At 61.9% G+C, this 21,581-nt stretch carries 18 protein-coding genes and 1 tRNA gene; 1 reads left to right on the top strand and 18 read right to left on the bottom strand.

All coding sequences use genetic code 11. The features are described 5' to 3' along the window. Positions 1-16: 16 nt before the first annotated feature. The 8 genes from C7441_RS02775 to rpsL form a co-directional block, all read right to left on the bottom strand. Positions 17-310 carry a 50S ribosomal protein L23 gene (locus tag C7441_RS02775; RefSeq protein WP_019171225.1) on the bottom strand — a complete coding sequence of 98 codons (294 nt, stop codon included), beginning with the start codon at positions 308-310 and terminating at the stop codon, positions 17-19. Further along, on the bottom strand, positions 307-927 hold the full coding sequence (gene rplD, locus C7441_RS02770) for a 50S ribosomal protein L4 (protein WP_019171226.1): 621 nt from the start codon (positions 925-927) through the stop codon (positions 307-309). Before rplD ends, C7441_RS02775 begins: the two co-directional genes overlap by 4 nt. Beyond that, the gene (rplC, locus tag C7441_RS02765) at positions 927-1,640 is read right to left on the bottom strand and encodes a 50S ribosomal protein L3 (protein WP_019171227.1); all 714 of its coding nucleotides are present in this window, start codon (positions 1,638-1,640) and stop codon (positions 927-929) included. Before rplC ends, rplD begins: the two co-directional genes overlap by 1 nt. Positions 1,641-1,707: 67 nt before the next feature. Next, a complete protein-coding gene (rpsJ, locus tag C7441_RS02760) occupies positions 1,708-2,016 on the bottom strand; it encodes a 30S ribosomal protein S10 (protein WP_006205468.1) in 309 nt (102 codons plus the stop codon). A 67-nt stretch (positions 2,017-2,083) separates the two neighbouring features. Further along, on the bottom strand, positions 2,084-3,259 hold the full coding sequence (tuf, locus tag C7441_RS02755; RefSeq protein WP_109611637.1) for an elongation factor Tu: 1,176 nt from the start codon (positions 3,257-3,259) through the stop codon (positions 2,084-2,086). 65 nt (positions 3,260-3,324) lie between these two features. Continuing rightward, on the bottom strand, positions 3,325-5,415 hold the full coding sequence (gene fusA / locus C7441_RS02750; protein WP_109611642.1) for an elongation factor G: 2,091 nt from the start codon (positions 5,413-5,415) through the stop codon (positions 3,325-3,327). Positions 5,416-5,445: 30 nt separating this feature from the next. Next, a complete protein-coding gene (gene rpsG / locus C7441_RS02745; protein WP_019171577.1) occupies positions 5,446-5,916 on the bottom strand; it encodes a 30S ribosomal protein S7 in 471 nt (156 codons plus the stop codon). Between the two features lie 60 nt (positions 5,917-5,976). After that, positions 5,977-6,348 carry a 30S ribosomal protein S12 gene (rpsL, locus tag C7441_RS02740; RefSeq protein WP_008837709.1) on the bottom strand — a complete coding sequence of 124 codons (372 nt, stop codon included), beginning with the start codon at positions 6,346-6,348 and terminating at the stop codon, positions 5,977-5,979. A gap of 475 nt (positions 6,349-6,823) precedes the next feature. On the opposite strand from rpsL, the gene C7441_RS02735 reads away from it, so the two are divergent. Further along, positions 6,824-7,105 carry a transcriptional regulator gene (locus C7441_RS02735; protein WP_109611641.1) on the top strand — a complete coding sequence of 94 codons (282 nt, stop codon included), beginning with the start codon at positions 6,824-6,826 and terminating at the stop codon, positions 7,103-7,105. Between the two features lie 515 nt (positions 7,106-7,620). Here C7441_RS02735 and rpoC read toward each other — a convergent pair. The 10 genes from rpoC to tuf (C7441_RS02680) form a co-directional block, all read right to left on the bottom strand. Next, complete coding sequence (gene rpoC / locus C7441_RS02730; protein ID WP_109611640.1) at positions 7,621-11,817, bottom strand: DNA-directed RNA polymerase subunit beta'; 4,197 nt, start codon at positions 11,815-11,817, stop codon at positions 7,621-7,623. 183 nt (positions 11,818-12,000) lie between these two features. After that, positions 12,001-16,140 (bottom strand): DNA-directed RNA polymerase subunit beta, encoded by a 4,140-nt coding sequence (gene rpoB / locus C7441_RS02725; RefSeq protein WP_109611900.1) that lies wholly within the window; start codon positions 16,138-16,140, stop codon positions 12,001-12,003. Between the two features lie 209 nt (positions 16,141-16,349). After that, entirely contained in the window at positions 16,350-16,727 is a 378-nt protein-coding gene (rplL, locus tag C7441_RS02720; protein WP_019171574.1) for a 50S ribosomal protein L7/L12, read from the bottom strand. 54 nt (positions 16,728-16,781) lie between these two features. Continuing rightward, positions 16,782-17,300 carry a 50S ribosomal protein L10 gene (gene rplJ, locus C7441_RS02715; RefSeq protein WP_019171573.1) on the bottom strand — a complete coding sequence of 173 codons (519 nt, stop codon included), beginning with the start codon at positions 17,298-17,300 and terminating at the stop codon, positions 16,782-16,784. Positions 17,301-17,650: 350 nt separating this feature from the next. Then, on the bottom strand, positions 17,651-18,349 hold the full coding sequence (gene rplA, locus C7441_RS02710; protein ID WP_109611639.1) for a 50S ribosomal protein L1: 699 nt from the start codon (positions 18,347-18,349) through the stop codon (positions 17,651-17,653). Positions 18,350-18,353: 4 nt separating this feature from the next. Then, positions 18,354-18,782 (bottom strand): 50S ribosomal protein L11, encoded by a 429-nt coding sequence (rplK, locus tag C7441_RS02705; RefSeq protein WP_019171571.1) that lies wholly within the window; start codon positions 18,780-18,782, stop codon positions 18,354-18,356. Between the two features lie 158 nt (positions 18,783-18,940). Further along, positions 18,941-19,468, bottom strand: a complete 528-nt coding sequence (gene nusG, locus C7441_RS02700) for a transcription termination/antitermination protein NusG (RefSeq protein WP_019171570.1) — start codon at positions 19,466-19,468, stop codon at positions 18,941-18,943. A gap of 28 nt (positions 19,469-19,496) precedes the next feature. Beyond that, entirely contained in the window at positions 19,497-19,700 is a 204-nt protein-coding gene (secE, locus tag C7441_RS02695) for a preprotein translocase subunit SecE (protein WP_019171569.1), read from the bottom strand. A 299-nt stretch (positions 19,701-19,999) separates the two neighbouring features. Beyond that, a tRNA-Trp gene (locus tag C7441_RS02690) sits at positions 20,000-20,075 on the bottom strand. A gap of 326 nt (positions 20,076-20,401) precedes the next feature. Next, complete coding sequence (gene tuf, locus C7441_RS02680; protein ID WP_109611637.1) at positions 20,402-21,577, bottom strand: elongation factor Tu; 1,176 nt, start codon at positions 21,575-21,577, stop codon at positions 20,402-20,404. Positions 21,578-21,581: the final 4 nt, after the last annotated feature.

Genomic DNA, 21,581 nt, shown 5'->3' with positions numbered 1-21,581 from the left:
GTCCTCGCGGCCTAGCTCAGAGACCCGTCGCGACGTCGATCGACTGGCCGTCGGCCAGCGTCACTACCGCCTTCTTGACATCGCTCTGCTGGCCAATCGTGCCACGGAAGCGCTTCACCTTGCCCTTGCGGACCAGCGTGTTGACCGCCGTGACCTTGACGCTGAACAGCGCTTCGATCGCGGCCTTGATTTCCGGCTTCGTCGCCTTGCGAGCGACGTTGAAGACAACCTGGTTCGCTTCCGAAGCCATGGTCGACTTTTCCGTGATCACCGGGCTGACGATCACGTCATAGTGGCGAAGATCCGTCATTTGAAGCGCTCCTCGAGGGCCTCGACGGCGGCCTTGGAAAGGACCAGCGTGCCGCGGCGCAGAATGTCATAGACGTTGATGCCCTGGATCGGCAGAACATCGATGTTCGGGATGTTGGCCGCAGCGCGCTTGAAGTTCACGTCAAGCTCCGCACCGCCGATCACCAGCGCGTTGGTCAGGCCGAGCTTGGCGAAGTTGGCAACCAGCGCCTTGGTCTTGGCTTCGGCAAGCGCCAGATCATCGACGATGATCAGGTTGGAAGCCTTGGCCTTGGCCGACAGGGCGTGCTTCAGGCCGAGGGCGCGAACCTTCTTGGGCAGGTCGTGCTCATGGCTGCGAACAACCGGGCCATGGGCCTTGCCACCGCCGCGGAACTGCGGCGCACGTGCCGAGGAGTGACGGGCGCGGCCCGTACCCTTCTGCTTGTACATCTTGGCGCCGGTGCGGGCGATCTCCGCGCGGCCCTTGATCTTGTGAGTGCCCTGCTGCTTCTTGGCAAGCTGCCAGCGCACGACGCGCTGCAGAATGTCCTCGCGGGGATCAAGGCCGAAAATCTCCTCGGAGAGTTTCACCTTGCCGGCGTCGTCGCCGCCAAGCGTCGAAATCTTGAGATCCATTATTCGGCTCCTTCCTTGGCCGAAGCTTCATTCTTCTGCGCGGCACGCATGCCGGCCGGCTTCGGAGCGTTCTCGGGAAGCGCTTCCTTGACAGCGTCGCGAACCAGGATCCAGGCGCCCTTGGTGCCCGGAACGGCACCGCGGATCAGGATCAGGCCACGATCGGCGTCGGTGGAAACGACCTCGACATTCTGCGTGGTGACGCGGGTGGCGCCCATGTGACCGGCCATCTTTTTGCCCTTGAACACCTTGCCGGGGTCCTGGCGCTGGCCGGTCGAACCGTGAACGCGGTGCGACAGCGAGTTACCGTGGGTTGCACGACCGCCACCGAAATTGTGGCGCTTCATGACACCCTGGAAGCCCTTACCGGTCGAGGTGCCCGTCACGTCGACCTTCTGGCCGGCGACGAAGTGGTCGACGGTGATCTCGACGCCGATGTCGAGCATGTTTTCGTCCGACACGCGGAACTCGGCAAGCTTGGCCTTCGGCTCGACGGAGGCAGCGGCGAAATGACCGCGCATGGCCTTCGACGTGTTCTTGACCTTGGCCAGACCAACGCCGAGCTGAACAGCGGTGTAGCCGTTCTTTTCCTTCGTGCGCTGCGCCACGACCTGGCAGTTCTCCATGCGGAGAACCGTAACGGGCACATGCTCGCCGGCGTCGTTATAGACGCGGGTCATGCCCAACTTCTGTGCGATAACACCTGAACGCATCGGTTCAATTTCCTTTTCAGAGTTCCCTGTCGGGGCTCTCGCCCCTCCACGCCTCTTTTCACTCGCCTTAGAGCTTGATCTCGACGTCGACACCGGCGGCCAGATCGAGCTTCATCAAAGCGTCGACCGTCTGCGGGGTCGGATCCACGATATCAAGCAGTCGCTTGTGGGTGCGCATCTCAAACTGCTCGCGGCTCTTCTTGTCGACGTGCGGCGAGCGGTTGACAGTGAATTTCTCAATCCGCGTCGGCAGCGGAATGGGGCCACGAACATTGGCGCCGGTGCGCTTGGCCGTCGACACAATCTCGCGCGTCGAAGCATCGAGCACACGGTGATCGAACGCTTTGAGGCGGATGCGGATATTCTGTCCGTTCATCGTCATTTCCTTGTTCTGGCGCGGCGCGGGCGTCTCTCCGCGCCCGCGACAGATCGGTTAATTCTAATTACTCGGTGATGCTCACGACGACGCCGGCGCCGACGGTACGGCCGCCTTCGCGGATGGCGAAGCGCAGCTTCTCTTCCATGGCGATCGGCACGATCAGCTCGACGTCGATGGTCACGTTGTCGCCCGGCATCACCATCTCGGTGCCTTCCTGCAGCTTCACGATCCCCGTCACGTCGGTCGTGCGGAAGTAGAACTGCGGACGGTAGTTGGTGAAGAACGGCGTGTGACGGCCACCCTCTTCCTTCGTCAGGATGTAGGCCTCGGCCTTGAACTTGGTGTGCGGCTTGACCGAACCCGGCTTGCACAGCACCTGGCCGCGCTCAACGCCCTCACGGTCGACGCCGCGCAGCAGCGCGCCGATGTTGTCGCCGGCCTGGCCCTGGTCGAGCAGCTTGCGGAACATTTCCACGCCCGTGCAGGTCGTCTTCGTCGTCGGGCGGATGCCGACGATCTCGAGTTCCTCGCCGACCTTGACGATGCCGCGCTCGACGCGACCCGTCACCACCGTGCCGCGGCCCGAGATCGAGAACACGTCTTCGATCGGCATCAGGAACGGCTGGTCGACCGGACGCTCCGGCGTCGGGATGTAGCTGTCAACCGCAGCCATCAGCGCGCGGATGGCGTCTTCGCCCAGCTCCTTCGACGAATCCTCCAGCGCCGCAAGCGCCGAACCCTTGACGATCGGAATGTCGTCGCCGGGGAACTCGTTCTTCGACAGAAGCTCGCGCACTTCCAGCTCGACCAGCTCCAGAAGCTCCGGATCGTCGACCTGGTCGCACTTGTTCAGGAACACCACGATCGACGGAACGCCGACCTGACGGGCCAGAAGGATGTGCTCGCGCGTCTGCGGCATCGGGCCGTCGGCGGCCGAAACCACCAGGATCGCGCCGTCCATCTGCGCAGCACCCGTGATCATGTTCTTCACATAGTCGGCGTGGCCGGGGCAGTCGACGTGGGCGTAGTGGCGGTTCTCCGTCTCGTACTCAACATGCGAGGTCGAGATCGTGATGCCGCGAGCCTTCTCCTCAGGCGCAGCGTCAATCTGGTCATAGGCGCGGAAATCGCCGAAAAACTTCGTGATCGCAGCCGTCAGCGACGTCTTGCCATGGTCAACGTGACCAATCGTGCCAATGTTCACATGCGGCTTGGTGCGCTCAAATTTACTCTTAGCCATGTGAAATCTCCATTCTTATCAGCCAGTTACGGCGTTTAATTAAGGTGCGACGCAATTCCTCGGAATTACGCGTATTTCTTCTGAACTTCCTGAGCCACTGCGGTCGGAACCGGCTCGTAGTGGTCGAACGTCATCGAATACTGGGCGCGGCCCTGCGACATCGAGCGCAGGCTGTCCACGTACTTGAACATGTTGGCCAGCGGCACCATCGCGTTGACGACAACCGCGATACCACGGCTTTCCTGGCCCTGAATCTGGCCGCGACGGCTGTTCAGGTCACCGATCACGTTGCCGACATAGTCTTCCGGCGTAACGACCTCGACCTTCATGACAGGCTCGAGAAGCTGGACGCCCAGCTTGGGCGCGGCTTCACGCAGCGCTGCACGCGAGGCGATCTCGAAGGCCAGAACCGAGGAGTCGACGTCGTGGAAGGCACCGTCGATGAGCGTCGCCTTGACGCCGATCATCGGGAAGCCTGCGAACGGGCCGGAGCTCAGAACGCTGCGGATACCCTTGTCCACGCCCGGGATGTATTCCTTCGGAACAGCACCGCCGACGATCTTGGACTCGAACACGAAATCTTCGCTCTCGGCGTTCGGCTCGAACACGATCTTGACGCGAGCGAACTGACCCGTACCGCCGGTCTGCTTCTTGTGGGTGTAGTCCTGTTCGAACGAGCGCGTGATGGTTTCGCGGTAGGCAACCTGCGGCGCACCGACATTCGCCTCGACCTTGAACTCGCGCTTCATGCGGTCGACGATGATGTCGAGGTGCAGTTCGCCCATGCCGGCGATGATGGTCTGACCCGACTCTTCGTCCGACTTGACGCGGAAGGACGGATCCTCCGCGGCCAGGCGGTTGAGCGCGAGGCCCATTTTTTCCTGGTCGGCCTTGGTCTTCGGCTCGATCGCAATCTGAATGACCGGATCGGGGAACTCCATGCGCTCCAGGATAACCGGCTTCAGCGGGTCGCACAGCGTGTCGCCGGTGGTGGTCTCCTTGAGACCGGCGAGCGCCACGATGTCGCCAGCGAAGGCTTCCTCGATGTCCTCACGGGAATTCGAGTGCATCTGCAGCATACGGCCGATGCGCTCCTTCTTGCCCTTCACGGTGTTCTCGAGGGACATGCCCTTGGTCAGCTTGCCCGAGTAGATGCGGCAGAAGGTGAGCGAACCAACGAACGGGTCGTTCATGATCTTGAACGCCAGCATCGAGAGCGGCTCGTCATCCGACGACTTGCGGGTCGTCTCGGCTTCGGTCTTCGGGTCGATGCCCTTGATGTCCGGAACTTCGTTCGGAGCCGGCAGGAAGTCGACGACGGCGTCGAGCAGCGGCTGCACGCCCTTGTTCTTGAAGGCGGTGCCGCAATAGACCGGGTGGAATTTGACGGCGATGGTGCCCTTGCGGATCAGCTCGCGAATCTTGTCGTTGTCCGGCAGGTCGCCCTCGAGGTAGGCCTCCATGGCCGCTTCGTCCATCTCGACAGCGGTCTCGATAAGCTTCTCGCGGTACTCTTCAGCCTTGGCCTTCAGATCCTCGGGAATCTCGACAACATCCCAGGACGCACCCAGGGCCTCGTCGCGCCACACCAGCGCCTTCATCTCGATCAGGTCGATGACGCCCTTGAAGTCGCTTTCCGCGCCGATCGGAAGCTGCATGGCGACCGGGATCGCACCGAGGCGCGACTTGATCATGTCCAGGCAGCGATAGAAGTCGGCGCCGATCTTATCCATCTTGTTGCAGAAGATCATGCGCGGGACATGATACTTCTCAGCCTGACGCCAGACGGTTTCGGTCTGCGGCTCGACGCCGGCATTGGAGTCGAGCAGGGCAATGGCGCCGTCGAGCACGCGCAGCGAACGCTCCACCTCGATGGTGAAATCGACGTGACCGGGCGTGTCGATGATGTTGAAGCGATAGGTCTCGCCGTTGCGGCCCTTCCAGAAGGTCGTCGTGGCAGCCGACGTGATCGTGATGCCGCGTTCCTGCTCCTGCTCCATCCAGTCCATCGTGGCCGAGCCCTCATGGGTCTCGCCCAGCTTGTGGGACTTGCCGGTGTAGTAAAGGATACGCTCCGTCGTCGTCGTCTTACCGGCGTCGATATGCGCCATGATGCCGAAGTTACGGTAGTCTTCGAGTATGTATTCGCGGGCCATGGAAGGTGCCTCTCAGTCGTTCTGTCGCGCTTACCAGCGATAGTGCGCGAAAGCGCGGTTGGCCTCAGCCATCTTGTGCGTGTCTTCACGCTTCTTCACGGCGGTGCCGCGGTTGTTGGCAGCATCCATCAACTCGCCCGACAGGCGGTCGACCATCGTCGTCTCGTTACGGTTGCGCGCAGCTGTGATCAGCCAGCGGATCGCCAGAGCCTGGCGACGCTCCGGACGGACATCGACCGGAACCTGATAGGTGGCACCACCAACGCGGCGCGAACGCACTTCGAGGTGCGGCGCAACATTGTCGAGGGCCTGATGGAAGACAGCGACAGGCTCCTGCTTCGTCTTGGCCTGAACCTGATCGAGGGCGCCGTAAACGATCGTTTCGGCAACCGACTTCTTGCCGTCATACATGACGGCGTTCATGAACTTGGTGATGACCAGGTCGCCGAACTTCGGGTCCGGGTTGATCTCACGCTTCTCTGCACTGTGGCGTCGGGACATGTTTCTCGTCTCTCAACTTCGAAGCTCGACGCGACTACAGTGCGCCGAAGCCGATAAACCTTATTTCGGACGCTTGGCGCCGTACTTCGAACGACGCTGCTTGCGGTTCTTCACACCCTGGGTATCGAGAACGCCACGGATGATGTGATAGCGAACACCCGGAAGGTCCTTGACGCGACCGCCGCGGATCATGACCACGGAGTGCTCCTGAAGGTTGTGACCCTCACCCGGAATGTAGCCAATCACCTCAAAGCCGTTGGTCAGGCGAATCTTCGCGACCTTGCGCAGCGCCGAGTTCGGCTTCTTCGGCGTCGTCGTGTAGACGCGCGTGCAGACGCCCCGCTTCTGCGGATTGGCCTGCATGGCCGGAACCTTATTGCGCTTCACCGGCGCAATGCGCGGCTTGCGGATCAGCTGGTTGACGGTAGGCATTAAACCCTCTTGTCTCTCAATTCGTGTCTCGAGCCCATTCACGGGCGGCTCCAAGCGTCATTCCCATACGCAAATTCGGGCCACAAGCCGCCATCTTCGCGGTGCACCCGAACAAAAAGCAGAGGAAGCCTTGACGCTTCGTGCATGCCGGAAATGTGTATGCGCTCGTAAAACGAACCTTGTTTGAGGCAAACTCCAGCACGCGACGCACCGGAAAGCCAGACCTCACATGGGTTCAGACGAGGGGGCTAATACGCGTAACCACGGCTGCCGTCAACCCCGAGCCCCCTTAAAACGTTAACGAAGACGCGCTTTCGCGTCCTGACAGGCCGCCACGACAGATTATTTCGTCATTTCGCAGGTGCGAAACGGAAAGTGACGCTGTTTTGGCTGTCCCCTGCCCTCGCTTCATGCCAAAAGTCGGGCAACACGTGTCAATTAGGCAGTTCAGGCCTTGAACGCAAGGAATCACGTCATGAACGACAACGAAGAGCGTCCGGTAACCATCATCACCGGTCGGGTCTGGCGCAAAAAGGGTGGTGAGTCGGAAGGCGTACACGTCATGCTCGTCGCCCCCGATGACGACTCGGCCGTTCGGCAGGCGCTCGAGGCGCTGGCCAAGGAGGGCTATGCCGAAGCCGAACTCGACCAGATCGGCGACATGCAGGGCGACCCCGACGACGAGCCGCACATCTCTGCCTATCAGGGCGCACTTGAAGGCGAGGTTTCGATCGTCACGTTCAGGGAAGACTTCTAGAATGCGACGGCGCCTCCGGGCGCCGTACGGCCTGATTGTTGCGGCAAGACCTTTTTCAGAAAACCGGTTCCGCTGTTGCGCCCGCCCTTTCAGGGTCGCGCTCAGATTATCCCGCCCGCCTTCCGGACCCGTCCGCAAGGCCGGGCCCCTCGATTTTCCCAAGGCGAATGAAATGAAAAGGACCGCCCGGATGGGGCACAACCGGGCGGTCAAAGCGCGGTATGAGCGGATTGTTGCCGCCATCGACCCGCGTAGTCGAGAGATTCCAGAACTATCGGTCCATCCCGGTGGCATGGTCCCGATAGCGTAGTAAGGGTGCAGGCCCCCGCCCGCTGAACCCTGCCCGCAGCCTGGATAAGCCTTGCTTACACTACCAACCCGAGCCGCGCCGAACATCCCCCATTCGGGGGGCTTTGCCTCCGAAACAGGCGAAACACCATAAAAACTATATAAAAAGACAAAAAGGCCACCGGATCGCTCCGGCGGCCTTCTTCTTTCATTTTCCCTGCGCAGGCTTACTGCGCGGCGTTGACCATGCTGGTCAGCATCGGCTCGGCGGTTTCCACGCCCGAGGCCTTGCGGCGCTCGTCCAGGATCAGCTCGTCGCGCGAAGTCGCGATACGACGGATCTGGTTCATCTGGCCGCCGGTGCCGGCGGGGATGAGACGGCCAACGATGACGTTTTCCTTCAGGCCCTGCAGCATGTCGGTCTTGCCGGCAACGGCCGCTTCGGTGAGCACGCGGGTGGTCTCCTGGAAGGAGGCCGCCGAGATGAAGGACGGCGTCTGCAGCGAGGCCTTGGTGATGCCGAGCAGCACCGGCTGGCCTTCAGCGGGCTTCTTGCCCTCTTCGATCAGCCGCTCGTTGACCTCGTCGAGCTCGATGGAGTCGACATGATCGCCCGGAATGTAGGCCGAGTCGCCCTGAGCCGTGATTTCCACCTTCTGCAGCATCTGACGAACAATCACTTCGATGTGCTTGTCGTTGATGTTCACGCCCTGCAGACGATAGACCTCCTGGATTTCGTTCACGAGGTAGGAAGCCAGAGCTTCCACGCCCTTGATCGCCAGAATGTCGTGCGGCGCCGGATTGCCGTCGAGGATATAGTCGCCCTTCTCGATGGCGTCGCCGTCCTGGAGATGGAACGGCTTGCCCTTCGGGATCAGGTATTCGACCGGCTCCAGCGTCGAGTCATGCGGCTCGATGATGATGCGACGCTTGTTCTTGTAGTCACGGCCGAAGCGGATCGTGCCGTCGATTTCGGCGATGATGGCGTGATCCTTCGGGCGGCGGGCTTCGAAGAGTTCGGCAACGCGCGGCAGACCGCCGGTGATGTCCTTCGTCTTCGCGCTTTCCATCGGGATACGTGCCAGCACGTCACCCGGCTTCACGTGAGCACCCGGCTCGACCGACAGAATGGCCTCGACCGAGAGCATGAAGCGGGCATCGCCGCCCTTCGACAGCTTGCCGACCTTGCCCTTGGCGTCGAGCACGGTGATCGCCGGCTTGAGGTCCGCACCGCGCGGCGTGGACCGCCAGTCGATAACCTCGCGCTTGGTGATGCCCGTCGATTCGTCGGCGGTTTCCTGAACCGAGATACCGTCGACCAGATCCTCGAAGGCCACCTTGCCTTCGATTTCGGTCATGATCGGACGGGTATACGGGTCCCACTCGGCGATGCGCTGGCCGCGCTTCACCTTGTCGCCCTCGTCCACATAGAGACGCGAGCCGTAGGTGACGCGATGAGCCGCGCGTTCCTTGCCGGTTTCGTCGAGGATCAGGATCGCCATGTTGCGGCCCATCACCACGAGGTTGCCGTCGGAGTTGCGCACGACGTTGCGGTTACGGACCTGGACCGTGCCTTCATACGAAGCTTCGAGGAAGGAGGAGTCCACCACCTGCGCCGTACCGCCCATGTGGAAGGTACGCATGGTGAGCTGGGTGCCCGGCTCGCCGATCGACTGCGCGGCGATGACGCCGACGGCTTCACCCTGGTTGACCGGAGTACCGCGGGCAAGGTCGCGACCGTAGCAAACCGCGCAGACGCCGACCTTGACCTCGCAGGTCAGGGCCGAACGGATGCGGACGGTCTGGATACCGGCTTTCTCGATCTGCTCGATATCACGCTCGTCCATCAGCGTTCCCGCCTTGACGATCAGATCGCCCGTCAGCGGGTGATTGATGTCGTCGAGCGCGGTGCGGCCGAGGATACGCTGACCGAGCGAGGCGACCACCTGGCCGGCATCGACGATCGGCTGCATGGTGAGGCCCTTGTCGGTGCCGCAGTCAACCGAGTTGACGATGCAGTCCTGCGCCACGTCGACGAGACGACGGGTCAGGTAGCCCGAGTTCGCGGTCTTCAACGCGGTGTCGGCCAGACCCTTGCGGGCGCCGTGGGTCGAGTTGAAGTACTCAAGAACGGTGAGGCCTTCCTTGAAGTTCGAGATGATCGGCGTCTCGATGATCTCGCCCGAGGGCTTGGCCATCAGGCCGCGCATGCCGGCGAGCTGACGCATCTGGGTGGGCGAACCACGCGCACCGGAATGCGACATCATGTAGATCGAGTTCATTGGCTTCTGACGGCCGCTGTCCTCGAACTCCACGGCCTTGATTCGGGCCATCATCTCGTCGGCGACCTTTTCCGAGCACTTGGCCCAGGCGTCGACCACCTTGTTGTACTTCTCGCCCTGCGTGATCAGGCCGTCATTGTACTGCTGCTCGTATTCCTTGGCCAAAGCCTCGGTGTCAGCCACCAGCTTCGCCTTGGTGTCCGGAATAACCATGTCGTCCTTGCCGAACGAGATGCCGGCGCGACAGGCATGGGCGAAGCCGAGTGCCATGATGCGATCGCAGAAAATGACCGTCTCCTTCTGACCGCAGTGGCGGTAGACGGTGTCGATCATCTTGGAGATGTTCTTCTTGGTCATCTCCTGGTTGCAGGTCTCGAACGGCACGTTGACGTTCTTCGGCAGCAGTTCGCCGAGGATCATGCGGCCGGGCGTGGTGTCGTAGATCTTCGACACGACGTTGCCTTCCGCGTCCACGGTGCGGAAGCGGCCCTTGATCTTGGCATGCAGCGTGACGGCCTTGGTCTCGAGCGCGTGCTGGAGTTCGCCCATGTCGGCAAACACCATGCCCTCCCCCGGCTCGTTCTGGTTGACGATCGACAGGTAGTACAGACCCAGCACCATGTCCTGCGACGGCACGATGATGGGCGCGCCGGAGGCCGGATGCAGTATGTTGTTGGTCGACATCATCAGCACGCGTGCTTCGAGCTGGGCTTCGAGCGACAGCGGCACGTGAACGGCCATCTGGTCGCCGTCGAAGTCAGCGTTGAAGGCAGTGCAGACCAGCGGGTGAAGCTGGATCGCCTTGCCTTCGATCAGCGTGGGTTCGAACGCCTGGATGCCGAGGCGGTGCAGCGTCGGCGCGCGGTTGAGCAGCACCGGATGCTCGCGGATGACCTCGTCGAGGATGTCCCAGACTTCCGGCTTTTCCTTCTCGACCAGCTTCTTGGCCTGCTTGACGGTCGAGGAATACCCCTTCGCGTCGAGGCGGGCGTAGATGAACGGCTTGAACAGCTCGAGCGCCATCTTCTTGGGCAGGCCGCACTGGTGCAGCTTGAGTTCCGGACCGGTCACGATGACCGAACGGCCCGAATAGTCGACGCGCTTGCCGAGCAGGTTCTGGCGGAAGCGGCCCTGCTTGCCCTTGAGCATGTCGGACAGCGATTTAAGCGGACGCTTGTTGGCGCCGGTGATGACGCGGCCGCGGCGGCCGTTGTCGAACAGCGCGTCCACAGCTTCCTGCAGCATGCGCTTTTCGTTGCGGATGATGATGCCCGGCGCGCGCAGCTCGATGAGGCGCTTCAGACGGTTGTTGCGGTTGATGACGCGGCGATACAGATCGTTCAGGTCAGACGTCGCGAAGCGGCTGCCATCCAGCGGCACGAGCGGACGCAGGTCCGGCGGGATGACCGGCACGACCTTCATGATCATCCACTCGGGACGGTTGCCCGACTCGATGAAGTTCTCGACCACCTTCAGGCGCTTGAGCAGCTTCTTCTGCTTCAGCTCCGAGGTCGTGGAAGCGAGTTCCGAACGCAGGTCGCCGGCGATCTTCTCCAGATCCATGCTGGCCAGCAGCTCATGAATGGCTTCGGCGCCGATCATGGCCGTGAACTGGTCCTCGCCGTACTCATCGACGGCGATCATGTACTCTTCTTCGGAGAGGAGCTGGTTTTCCTTGAGCGCGGTCAGGCCCGGCTCGGTCACGATGTAGTTCTCGAAATAGAGAACGCGCTCGATGTCCTTGAGGGTCATGTCGAGCAGCGTGCCGATGCGCGAGGGCAGCGACTTCAGGAACCAGATGTGGGCGACGGGGGCAGCGAGCTCGATGTGGCCCATGCGCTCGCGGCGAACGCGCGACAGCGTGACTTCCACGCCGCACTTCTCGCAGATGACGCCCTTGTACTTCATGCGCTTGTACTTGCCGCACAGGCACTCGTAGTCCTTGATCGGGCCGAAGATGCGCGCGCAGAACAGGCCGTCGCGTTCCGGCTTGAACGTACGGTAGTTGATCGTCTCCGGCTTCTTGATCTCGCCGAACGACCACGACAGAATCTTTTCCGGGCTGGCGAGCGAGATGCGGATGGCATCGAACACCTGCGCCGGGGCGTTGTTGTTGAAGAGATTCATGACCTCTTGGTTCATGTCGTTCTCCTTCTCGGGACCCAGGGCCCCAGTCGAAATATTGCGGGCGTGAAGCCCCTGGCGATCCGCCCGAACGCCGCCGCTTCGTTGGCGTCACCGGATCCATGCATACGGCCGGTCGATCCAGCCTGAATTCCGATGGCTGCGCCGCGGAGCCGAAAAGCTCCGCGGCGGGCCTGGTCCTTATTCGGCCGCGTCAGGCAATTGCTGCTGCGCGGTCTCGTCGACGCGGGTGTTCTCCAGCTCGACGTTGAGACCCAGCGAGCGCATTTCCTTGACGAGAACGTTGAAGCTCTCCGGAATGCCTGCCTCGAAGGAGTCGTCGCCGCGCACGATCGCCTCGTAGACCTTGGTACGGCCGGCCACGTCGTCGGACTTGACCGTCAGCATCTCCTGCAGCGTGTAGGCGGCGCCGTAGGCTTCCAGCGCCCAGACCTCCATCTCGCCGAAGCGCTGGCCACCGAACTGCGCCTTGCCGCCCAGCGGCTGCTGGGTGACGAGCGAGTACGGGCCGATCGAACGCGCGTGGATCTTGTCGTCCACGAGGTGGTGAAGCTTGAGCATGTAGATGTAGCCCATCGTCACCTTGCGGTCGAACGGCTCACCGGTGCGGCCGTCATAGAGCTGCGACTGGCCGGACGTGTGAAGACCCGCCTGCTCCAGCATCTCGTTGATGTTGGCCTCATGCGCGCCGTCGAACACCGGGGTGGCGATGGAGACACCACGCTTCATCTGCTCGCCGAGGCGAACGATGGACGCGTCGTCATAGTCGCGCACCGGCTCGTTGCGGTCGTTGGACGGAATGACCTGCTCGATCGTCTGGCGCAGCGGCTGGATGTCGCCACCGGCGTTGTACGCCTCGATCAGCTCGCCGATCTTCCTGCCCATGCCCGCACAGGCCCAGCCCAGATGCGTTTCCAGGATCTGGCCGACGTTCATGCGGCTCGGCACGCCCAGCGGGTTGAGCACGATGTCAGCATGCGTACCGTCTTCGAGGAACGGCATGTCCTCGACCGGAACGATGCGCGACACCACGCCCTTGTTGCCGTGGCGGCCGGCCATCTTGTCGCCGGGCTGCATCTTGCGCTTCACGGCCACGAAGACCTTGACCATCTTCATGACGCCGGGGGGCATCTCGTCGCCGCGCTGCACCTTCTCGACCTTGTCCATGAAGCGCTGCTCGAGCGCCTTCTTGGAGTCGTCGTACTGGCCGCGCAGGGCTTCCAGTTCGCTCTGGAGCTTCTCGTCCTCGACGGCGAACTGCCACCACTGCGAGCGCGGGTACTCGTCCAGCGTTTCCTTGGCGAGCGTCGAGCCCTTCTTGAAGCCCTTCGGTCCGGCAATCGCGTCCTTGCCGATGAGCATGTCGCTCAGGCGGCTGTAGACGTTGCGGTCGAGAATGGCCTGCTCGTCGTCGCGGTCCTTGGCGAGACGCTCGATCTCCTCGCGCTCGATCGCCATGGCGCGTTCGTCCTTCTCCACGCCGTGGCGGTTGAAGACGCGAACTTCCACGATCGTGCCGTAGGCTCCGGGCGGCATGCGCATGGAGGTGTCACGGACGTCGGAGGCCTTTTCACCGAAGATGGCGCGCAGAAGCTTTTCTTCCGGCGTCATCGGGCTTTCGCCCTTCGGGGTGATCTTGCCGACCAGAATGTCGCCCGGCTGCACTTCCGCGCCGATATAGACGATGCCGGCCTCATCGAGGTTCTTCAGCGCTTCTTCCGAAACGTTCGGAATGTCGCGGGTGATTTCCTCAGGCCCGAGCTTGGTGTCGCGGGCCATGACCTCGAATTCCTCGATGTGGATCGAGGTGAAGACGTCGTCGGCGACGATACGCTCGGACAGAAGGATCGAGTCCTCGTAGTTGTAGCCATTCCACGGCATGAACGCGACGAGCACGTTGCGGCCGAGGGCCAGATCGCCGAGATCCGTCGACGGACCGTCCGCGATGATGTCGCCCTTCTCGATCCGGTCGCCGACATTCACCAGCGGGCGCTGGTTGATGCAGGTGTTCTGGTTCGAGCGCTGGAACTTCATCAGGCGGTAGATGTCGACGCCGGACTTGCCCGGATCGAGATCTTCCGTGGCGCGGATAACGATACGGGTCGCGTCCACCTGGTCGACGATGCCGGTGCGGCGGGCAGCGATCGCAGCGCCCGAGTCACGGGCAACGATCGGCTCCATGCCGGTGCCGACGAACGGTGCCTCGGCGCGCAGCAGAGGCACGGCCTGACGCTGCATGTTCGAGCCCATCAGAGCGCGGTTGGCGTCGTCGTTCTCAAGGAACGGGATGAGCGCGGCGGCAACCGAAACGAGCTGCTTGGGCGACACGTCCATGAGGTCGACGTTTTCACGCGGAGCCATCATCACTTCGCCGGCATGGCGGCAGATGACGAATTCTTCCACGAAACCACCATTGCCGTCGAGCTCTGCGTTCGCCTGGGCGACATAGTGCTTGGCCTCTTCCATCGCCGACAGATAGACCACGTCATGCGTGACCTTGCCGTCGATGATCTTGCGATAAGGCGTCTCGATGAAGCCGTACTTGTTGACGCGGGCAAAAGTCGCCAGCGAGTTGATCAGGCCGATGTTCGGGCCTTCCGGCGTCTCGATCGGGCAGATACGGCCATAGTGCGTCGGGTGCACGTCGCGGACTTCGAAGCCAGCGCGCTCGCGGGTCAGGCCGCCCGGTCCAAGAGCCGAGAGGCGGCGCTTGTGGGTGATCTCCGACAGCGGGTTGGTCTGGTCCATGAACTGCGAGAGCTGCGAGGAACCGAAGAACTCGCGCACGGCAGCGGCCGCCGGCTTGGCGTTGATCAGGTCCTGCGGCATGACCGTGTCGATCTCGATCGAGGACATGCGCTCCTTGATCGCGCGTTCCATGCGCAGCAGGCCGACGCGGTACTGGTTCTCCATCAGCTCGCCGACCGAACGCACGCGGCGGTTGCCGAGGTTGTCGATGTCGTCGATTTCGCCCTTGCCGTCACGCAGTTCGACCAGAGTCTTGACGACAGCGATGATGTCTTCCTTGCGCAGCACACGCACGGTGTCTTCCGCGTCGAGGTCGAGACGCATGTTCATCTTCACGCGACCCACGGCCGAAAGGTCGTAGCGGTCGGCGTCGAAGAACAGCGAGTTGAACATCGCTTCGGCGGTTTCGAGCGTCGGCGGCTCGCCGGGACGCATCACGCGGTAGATGTCGAACAGCGCGTCCTGACGGCTCTCGTTCTTGTCGGCGGCGAGCGTGTTGCGGATGTAGCCGCCCACGTTGATGTGATCGATGTCGAGGACGGTGAATTCCTCGGCGCCGGTCGAAAGCAGGACCTTCAGCGTCTTTTCGTCGATCTCGTCGCCGGCTTCGAGGAAAATCTCGCCGGTGGAGTAGTCGACGATGTCCTCGGCCAGATAGCTGCCGTAGAGATCGTCCTCGGTCGCCTTGATGGCCTTCAGGCCCTTGTCGGCGAGCTGCTTGGCCTGGCGCGCAGTGATCTTCTTGCCGGCCTCGACAACGATCTCGCCGGTATCGGCGTCGACCAGGTCATCGACAGCCTTCAGGCCGCGGAAGCGCTCCACGGTGTAAGGCATGCGCCAATGGTCGCCCGAGCGCTTGTACTCGATCTTGTTGTAGAAGGTGGAGAGGATTTCCTCGCCGTCCATGCCGAGCGCCATGAGCAGCGACGTCGCCGGAATCTTGCGGCGACGGTCGATACGGGCGTGCACGATGTCCTTGGAGTCGAATTCGATGTCGAGCCAGGAGCCGCGATAGGGAATGATGCGCGCGGCAAACAGCAGCTTGCCCGACGAGTGCGACTTGCCCTTGTCGTGATCGAAGAAAACGCCGGGCGAACGGTGCATCTGGGAGACGATGACGCGCTCGGTGCCGTTGACGATAAACGTGCCGTTCGACGTCATGAGCGGCATGTCGCCCATATAGACGTCCTGCTCCTTGATGTCCTTGATGGACTTGGCACCGGTATCCTCGTCGATATCGAACACGATGAGGCGCAGCGTCACCTTCAGCGGAGCGGCGAAGGTGAGATCGCGCTGGCGGCACTCGTCAACGTCGAACTTGGGGGCTTCGAACTCGTACTTGACGAATTCGAGCATCGACGCGCCGGAGAAATCGGAAATCGGGAAGACGGACTTGAAAACAGACTGAAGCCCCTCGTCGGGACGCCCGCCTGCCGGCTCCTCGACCATGAGAAACTGGTCGTACGATGCCTTCTGAACCTCGATGAGATTCGGCATCTCCGCAACTTCGGGAATGTTTCCGAAGAATTTGCGTACGCGTCTGCGGCCATTGAAAGTCTGGGTCTGGGCCATCATCGCTCCTTGCTGCCTTTCTTGGGGCGCGGCCTCTCGCGCCTTGCAACGTCCGACCGCCCTGCCCGGCGGTCCATCTGAAACGGGTGAAAACCCGTTTCCTGAAAGCCGTTCCGCGGCCCTCAGGAAAGAGGTTTCCAATAACTAGTGCGCTACGCCGCTTGGGCGAACCGGCGGACGGCAATACCGTCCGCCAGCAAGCGTAACGCTTACTTGAGCTCGACCTTGGCGCCAGCAGCTTCGAGCTGGGCCTTGATCTTCTCGGCGTCGGCCTTGGCGACGGCTTCCTTGAGCGGCTTCGGCGCGCCTTCGACGAGGTCCTTGGCTTCCTTGAGGCCCAGGCCGGTGATGGCGCGGACTTCCTTGATGACCTCGATCTTCTTGTCGCCGGCAGCAGCCAGGATGACGTCGAACTCGGTCTTCTCTTCAGCCGGAGCGGCAGCAGCGGCACCGCCGGCAGCGGCGGCAACGGCGACCGGAGCGGCGGCGGAAACGCCCCACTTCTCTTCCAGCATCTTCGACAGCTCAGCCGCCTCGAGGACGGTCAGGGCCGACAGGTCTTCAACGATCTTGGCAAGATCAGCCATTTTTCATTTCCTTCAAAAAGTTCGAACAGTTGTTGATGACAGCGAGGAACGGCCTCATGCCGCCTCGTCCTTCCGGGCGTAGGCGCCGAACACGCGGGCAAGCTGACCTGCCGGTGCGTTGACGACCTGGGCGATCCGGGTTGCAGGCGTGCTGATCATACCGACCAGACGTGCACGCAGCTCGTCGAGCGACGGCAGGCTTGCGAGAGCCTTGACGCCTTCTGCGTCGAGCGAGGTCGAGCCCATTGCGCCGCCGAGAATGACAAGCTTGTCATTGCCCTTGGCGAATTCGGACGCGATCTTCGGTGCGACAACCGGATCCTCCGAATAGGCGATCAGGGTCTGTCCGGTGAACAGGTCCTGAATGCTTTCGGATTCCGTGCCCTGAAGAGCGATCTTGGCGAGGCGGTTCTTCGCGACTTTGACGGTGCCACCGGCTGCGCGCATCTTCGAACGAAGATCGTTCATCTGCGCGACGGTGATACCAGCATAGTGGGCCACGACGACCGAACCGGCGTTCGAGAACGCTTCGTTCAGATGCGTGACGAGCTCGCGTTTTTCCGCTCTATCCACTGCCTATCTCCAGTTGACAGCCATCCTTGCGGATAACTGCCGGGTTGCCTTTTGCCGGGCAGGACATCCAGAATTTCCGGATCTCCCGAACGGCGCTCGAGGATCCTGCCCCCTTTCACCATCCGGCCAGGCCGGCATAAGCAAAAGGCAAACACGGTTCGAACCTTTCATTGGAGCATGCGCTCCGTTGTCGGGTCTTCACCCGTCTCATGCAGGCTCATATGAATTAAGGCGAGCCGCCTGCAATCTCGGACAGGATAACCGGAAGCGTATGCTGCTTCCGGGTTCCGGACCCGAAGGTCCGGAATTGGTTGAGGATCGGGCTGGAAGCGCCCGATCCTCTTGAATGATCAGGCCGTAGCCAGCGTCGACAGGTCGACCTTGAGGCCGGGGCCCATGGTCGAGGTCAGCGAAACCTTCTTGACGTAGACGCCCTTGGCGCCCGTCGGCTTGGCCTTGTTGACCGCATCAGCGAAGGCGCGGACGTTCTCTTCCAGCGCCTTGGCGTCGAAGGAGATCTTGCCGACGCCGCCATGGACGATACCGGCCTTTTCCACGCGGAACTCGACCGCACCGCCCTTGGAAGCCTTGACGGCTGCGGCAACATCGGTGGTGACGGTGCCGACCTTCGGGTTCGGCATCATGCCGCGCGGGCCGAGAACCTTACCGAGACGACCGACCAGCGGCATCATGTCCGGGGTGGCGATGCAGCGATCGAAATTGATCTCGCCCTTCTGGACGATCTCCACCAGGTCTTCCGCACCCACGATGTCGGCGCCGGCGGCGCGGGCTTCATCAGCCTTCGCATCCTTGGCGAACACCGCGACGCGAACCGTGCGGCCCGTGCCGTTCGGCAGGTTGACGACGCCGCGGACCATCTGGTCGGCGTGACGCGGATCGACACCCAGATTCATGGCGACTTCGATGGTCTCGTCGAACTTGACCGACGAACGATCCTTCAGGATCTTGATCGCCTCATCCAGCGAATAAGCCTTATTGACGTCGATGCCCTCGCGGGACTTGACTACGCGCTTACCAATCTTTGCCATCGTCTCAGCCCACCACTTCCAGGCCCATCGAACGGGCGGAACCTTCGACCATACGCATCGCCGCTTCCACGTCGTTGGCGTTCAGGTCCTTCATCTTGGCTTCGGCGATCTCGCGCACCTTGTCGCGGCTGATCTGGCCAGCCTTGGCCTTGCCCGGCTCCTTGGAGCCCGACTTCAGATTGGTGGCCTTCTTCAGGAAGTAGGTCACCGGCGGCGTCTTCATGACGAAGGTGAACGACTTGTCCTGATAGTAGGTGATCACCACCGGAATCGGCGATCCCTTTTCCATTTCCTGCGACTGCGCGTTGAACGCCTTGCAGAATTCCATGATGTTGATGCCACGCTGACCAAGCGCAGGACCGATCGGGGGCGACGGCGTCGCCGAACCCGCAGGGACCTGAAGCTTGAGCTGGCCTGCAATTTTCTTAGCCATACTCTGTCTGCCTTGTCTTAGAGCCGGATCGCTCCGGCGGTTGCAGCCTGGTGGTCCGGATGATCACGGCCGGCTAGAGCCGCAAGATCCTCCCACCCGTTTCGACGACAGGCACCGCCCGTCGCCACCGCACGCCATCGGGCGCACGGCTTTTCGGATCAGCCCTTCTCGACCTGACCGAATTCGAGATCGACAGGCACAGCGCGCCCGAAGATCGACACTTCCACCTTGAGGCGAGCGCGCTCCTCGTCCACTTCCTGGACGAAACCATTGAAGGAGGCGAAGGGGCCATCCGAGACGCGAACCTGCTCGCCAACCTCGAAAGTGACGGAGGGCTTCGGCCGCTCGACACCTTCCTGGACCTGACTCAGGATGCGCTGCGCCTCGCTCTCGGTGATCGGAACCGGCTTCGAATCACCAAGGAAACCAGTCACCTTCGGCGTGTTCTTCACAAGGCTGAATACCGCGTCACTGAGGTTCGCCTTGAGCAGCACATAACCGGGGAAAAACTTGCGCTCGGCATCAACCTTGCGACCGCGACGCACTTCGACGACCTTCTCGGTCGGGACCACGATCTGCTCGATCTGATCCGTCAGGCCCTTCTGCCTGGCCTTGTGCTCGATATCCTCGGCAACCTTCTTTTCGAAGTTCGAGTAAGCGTGGACGATGTACCAACGCGCGGTCATTGCAAGACTTCTCCGTATTCGCCGATGTTCAGCGGCCGATGCCGAGCAGCAAGCCGATTGCGTAAGACATCAACTGATCGGCAGCAAAAAAGAAGATCATCGCGATGACCGCAAAGGCAATCACCATAACCGTCGAGATCAACGTCTCGCGCCGAGAGGGCCACGTAACCTTCGCCGTCTCCGACCTGACCTGCTGGAAGAAGGTAAAGGGATTGGTGGTTTTTGACGCCATCTGCCGCTCTGCTTTCAAAGACCCGGAAGCCGGATCCCCTGGATGTTCCCGTTGGCCGGGAGTTGCCTTGCCTGGTTACGGTGGCCGGCGCGAATCAGCCCGCCTATTCCGCCCATGCATTTGAGGCGCGTAAAGCCGGCTCTCCAGCTCCACGCGCCGCGTGTCTGTTGTGTCTACATAAGACTGATTCCGAACACACGCAAGTGCCTAAACCCGTCTTACTTGCCAAACGCCTTTTGTCGGCACCATCCAATCGTACCGGCAACGGCTATATCGACAACACATTCCATACTATGCGCTGGCAGGGGCAACAGGGCTCGAACCTGTGACCTGCGGTTTTGGAGACCGCCGCTCTACCAACTGAGCTATACCCCTAACGCGGCTGCTTCATTTCATAAAGCGTGCGGCGTTTCAAGTGCCGACAGCACTTTCTCGCGCATGTTTTTCACATCCATCGTCAGGGGCGTGGCGTCTACGGTCCTGGCGCGCAATCAACCTCACGACCAGCCGCCCGATATGGACAGGATATTTGGGGTGCACACCCCCGAATTTCAATCCGGGAGGGGAATCAACACGTCCGCTTACAGGTCCTTGCGGACAACAGAAAGGGCGGCCAAAGCCGCCCTTTCCGAAAGCTGAAAGCTTGTCAGCTTACCCGGCGATGCTCACGACGACGCCGGCGCCGAGGTTGTCCGTACCGATCACTCAGTGATCGATACGACCACCCCTGCCCCAACCGTACGGCCGCCTTCGCGGATGGCGAAGCGCAGCTTCTCTTCCATGGCGATCGGCACGATCAGCTCGACGTCGATGGTCACGTTGTCGCCCGGCATCACCATCTCGGTGCCTTCCTGCAGCTTCACGATGCCCGTCACGTCGGTCGTGCGGAAGTAGAACTGCGGACGGTAGTTGGTGAAGAACGGCGTGTGACGGCCACCCTCTTCCTTCGTCAGGATGTAGGCCTCGGCCTTGAACTTGGTGTGCGGCTTGACCGAACCCGGCTTGCACAGCACCTGGCCGCGCTCAACGCCCTCACGGTCGACGCCGCGCAGCAGCGCGCCGATGTTGTCGCCGGCCTGGCCCTGGTCGAGCAGCTTGCGGAACATTTCCACGCCCGTGCAGGTCGTCTTCGTCGTCGGGCGGATGCCGACGATCTCGAGTTCCTCGCCGACCTTGACGATGCCGCGCTCGACGCGACCCGTCACCACCGTGCCGCGGCCCGAGATCGAGAACACGTCTTCGATCGGCATCAGGAACGGCTGGTCGACCGGACGCTCCGGCGTCGGGATGTAGCTGTCAACCGCAGCCATCAGCGCGCGGATGGCGTCTTCGCCCAGCTCCTTCGACGAATCCTCCAGCGCCGCAAGCGCCGAACCCTTGACGATCGGAATGTCGTCGCCGGGGAACTCGTTCTTCGACAGAAGCTCGCGCACTTCCAGCTCGACCAGCTCCAGAAGCTCCGGATCGTCGACCTGGTCGCACTTGTTCAGGAACACCACGATCGACGGAACGCCGACCTGACGGGCCAGAAGGATGTGCTCGCGCGTCTGCGGCATCGGGCCGTCGGCGGCCGAAACCACCAGGATCGCGCCGTCCATCTGCGCAGCACCCGTGATCATGTTCTTCACATAGTCGGCGTGGCCGGGGCAGTCGACGTGGGCGTAGTGGCGGTTCTCCGTCTCGTACTCAACATGCGAGGTCGAGATCGTGATGCCGCGAGCCTTCTCCTCAGGCGCAGCGTCAATCTGGTCATAGGCGCGGAAATCGCCGAAAAACTTCGTGATCGCAGCCGTCAGCGACGTCTTGCCATGGTCAACGTGACCAATCGTGCCAATGTTCACATGCGGCTTGGTGCGCTCAAATTTACTCTTAGCCATTGTA

It is taken from the genome of Pseudaminobacter salicylatoxidans, from assembly GCF_003148475.1.
Lineage (GTDB): Bacteria > Pseudomonadota > Alphaproteobacteria > Rhizobiales > Rhizobiaceae > Pseudaminobacter > Pseudaminobacter salicylatoxidans.
Note: the sequence above shows the minus strand (reverse complement) of the source record. Positions and strands in the feature narration are given on the sequence as shown.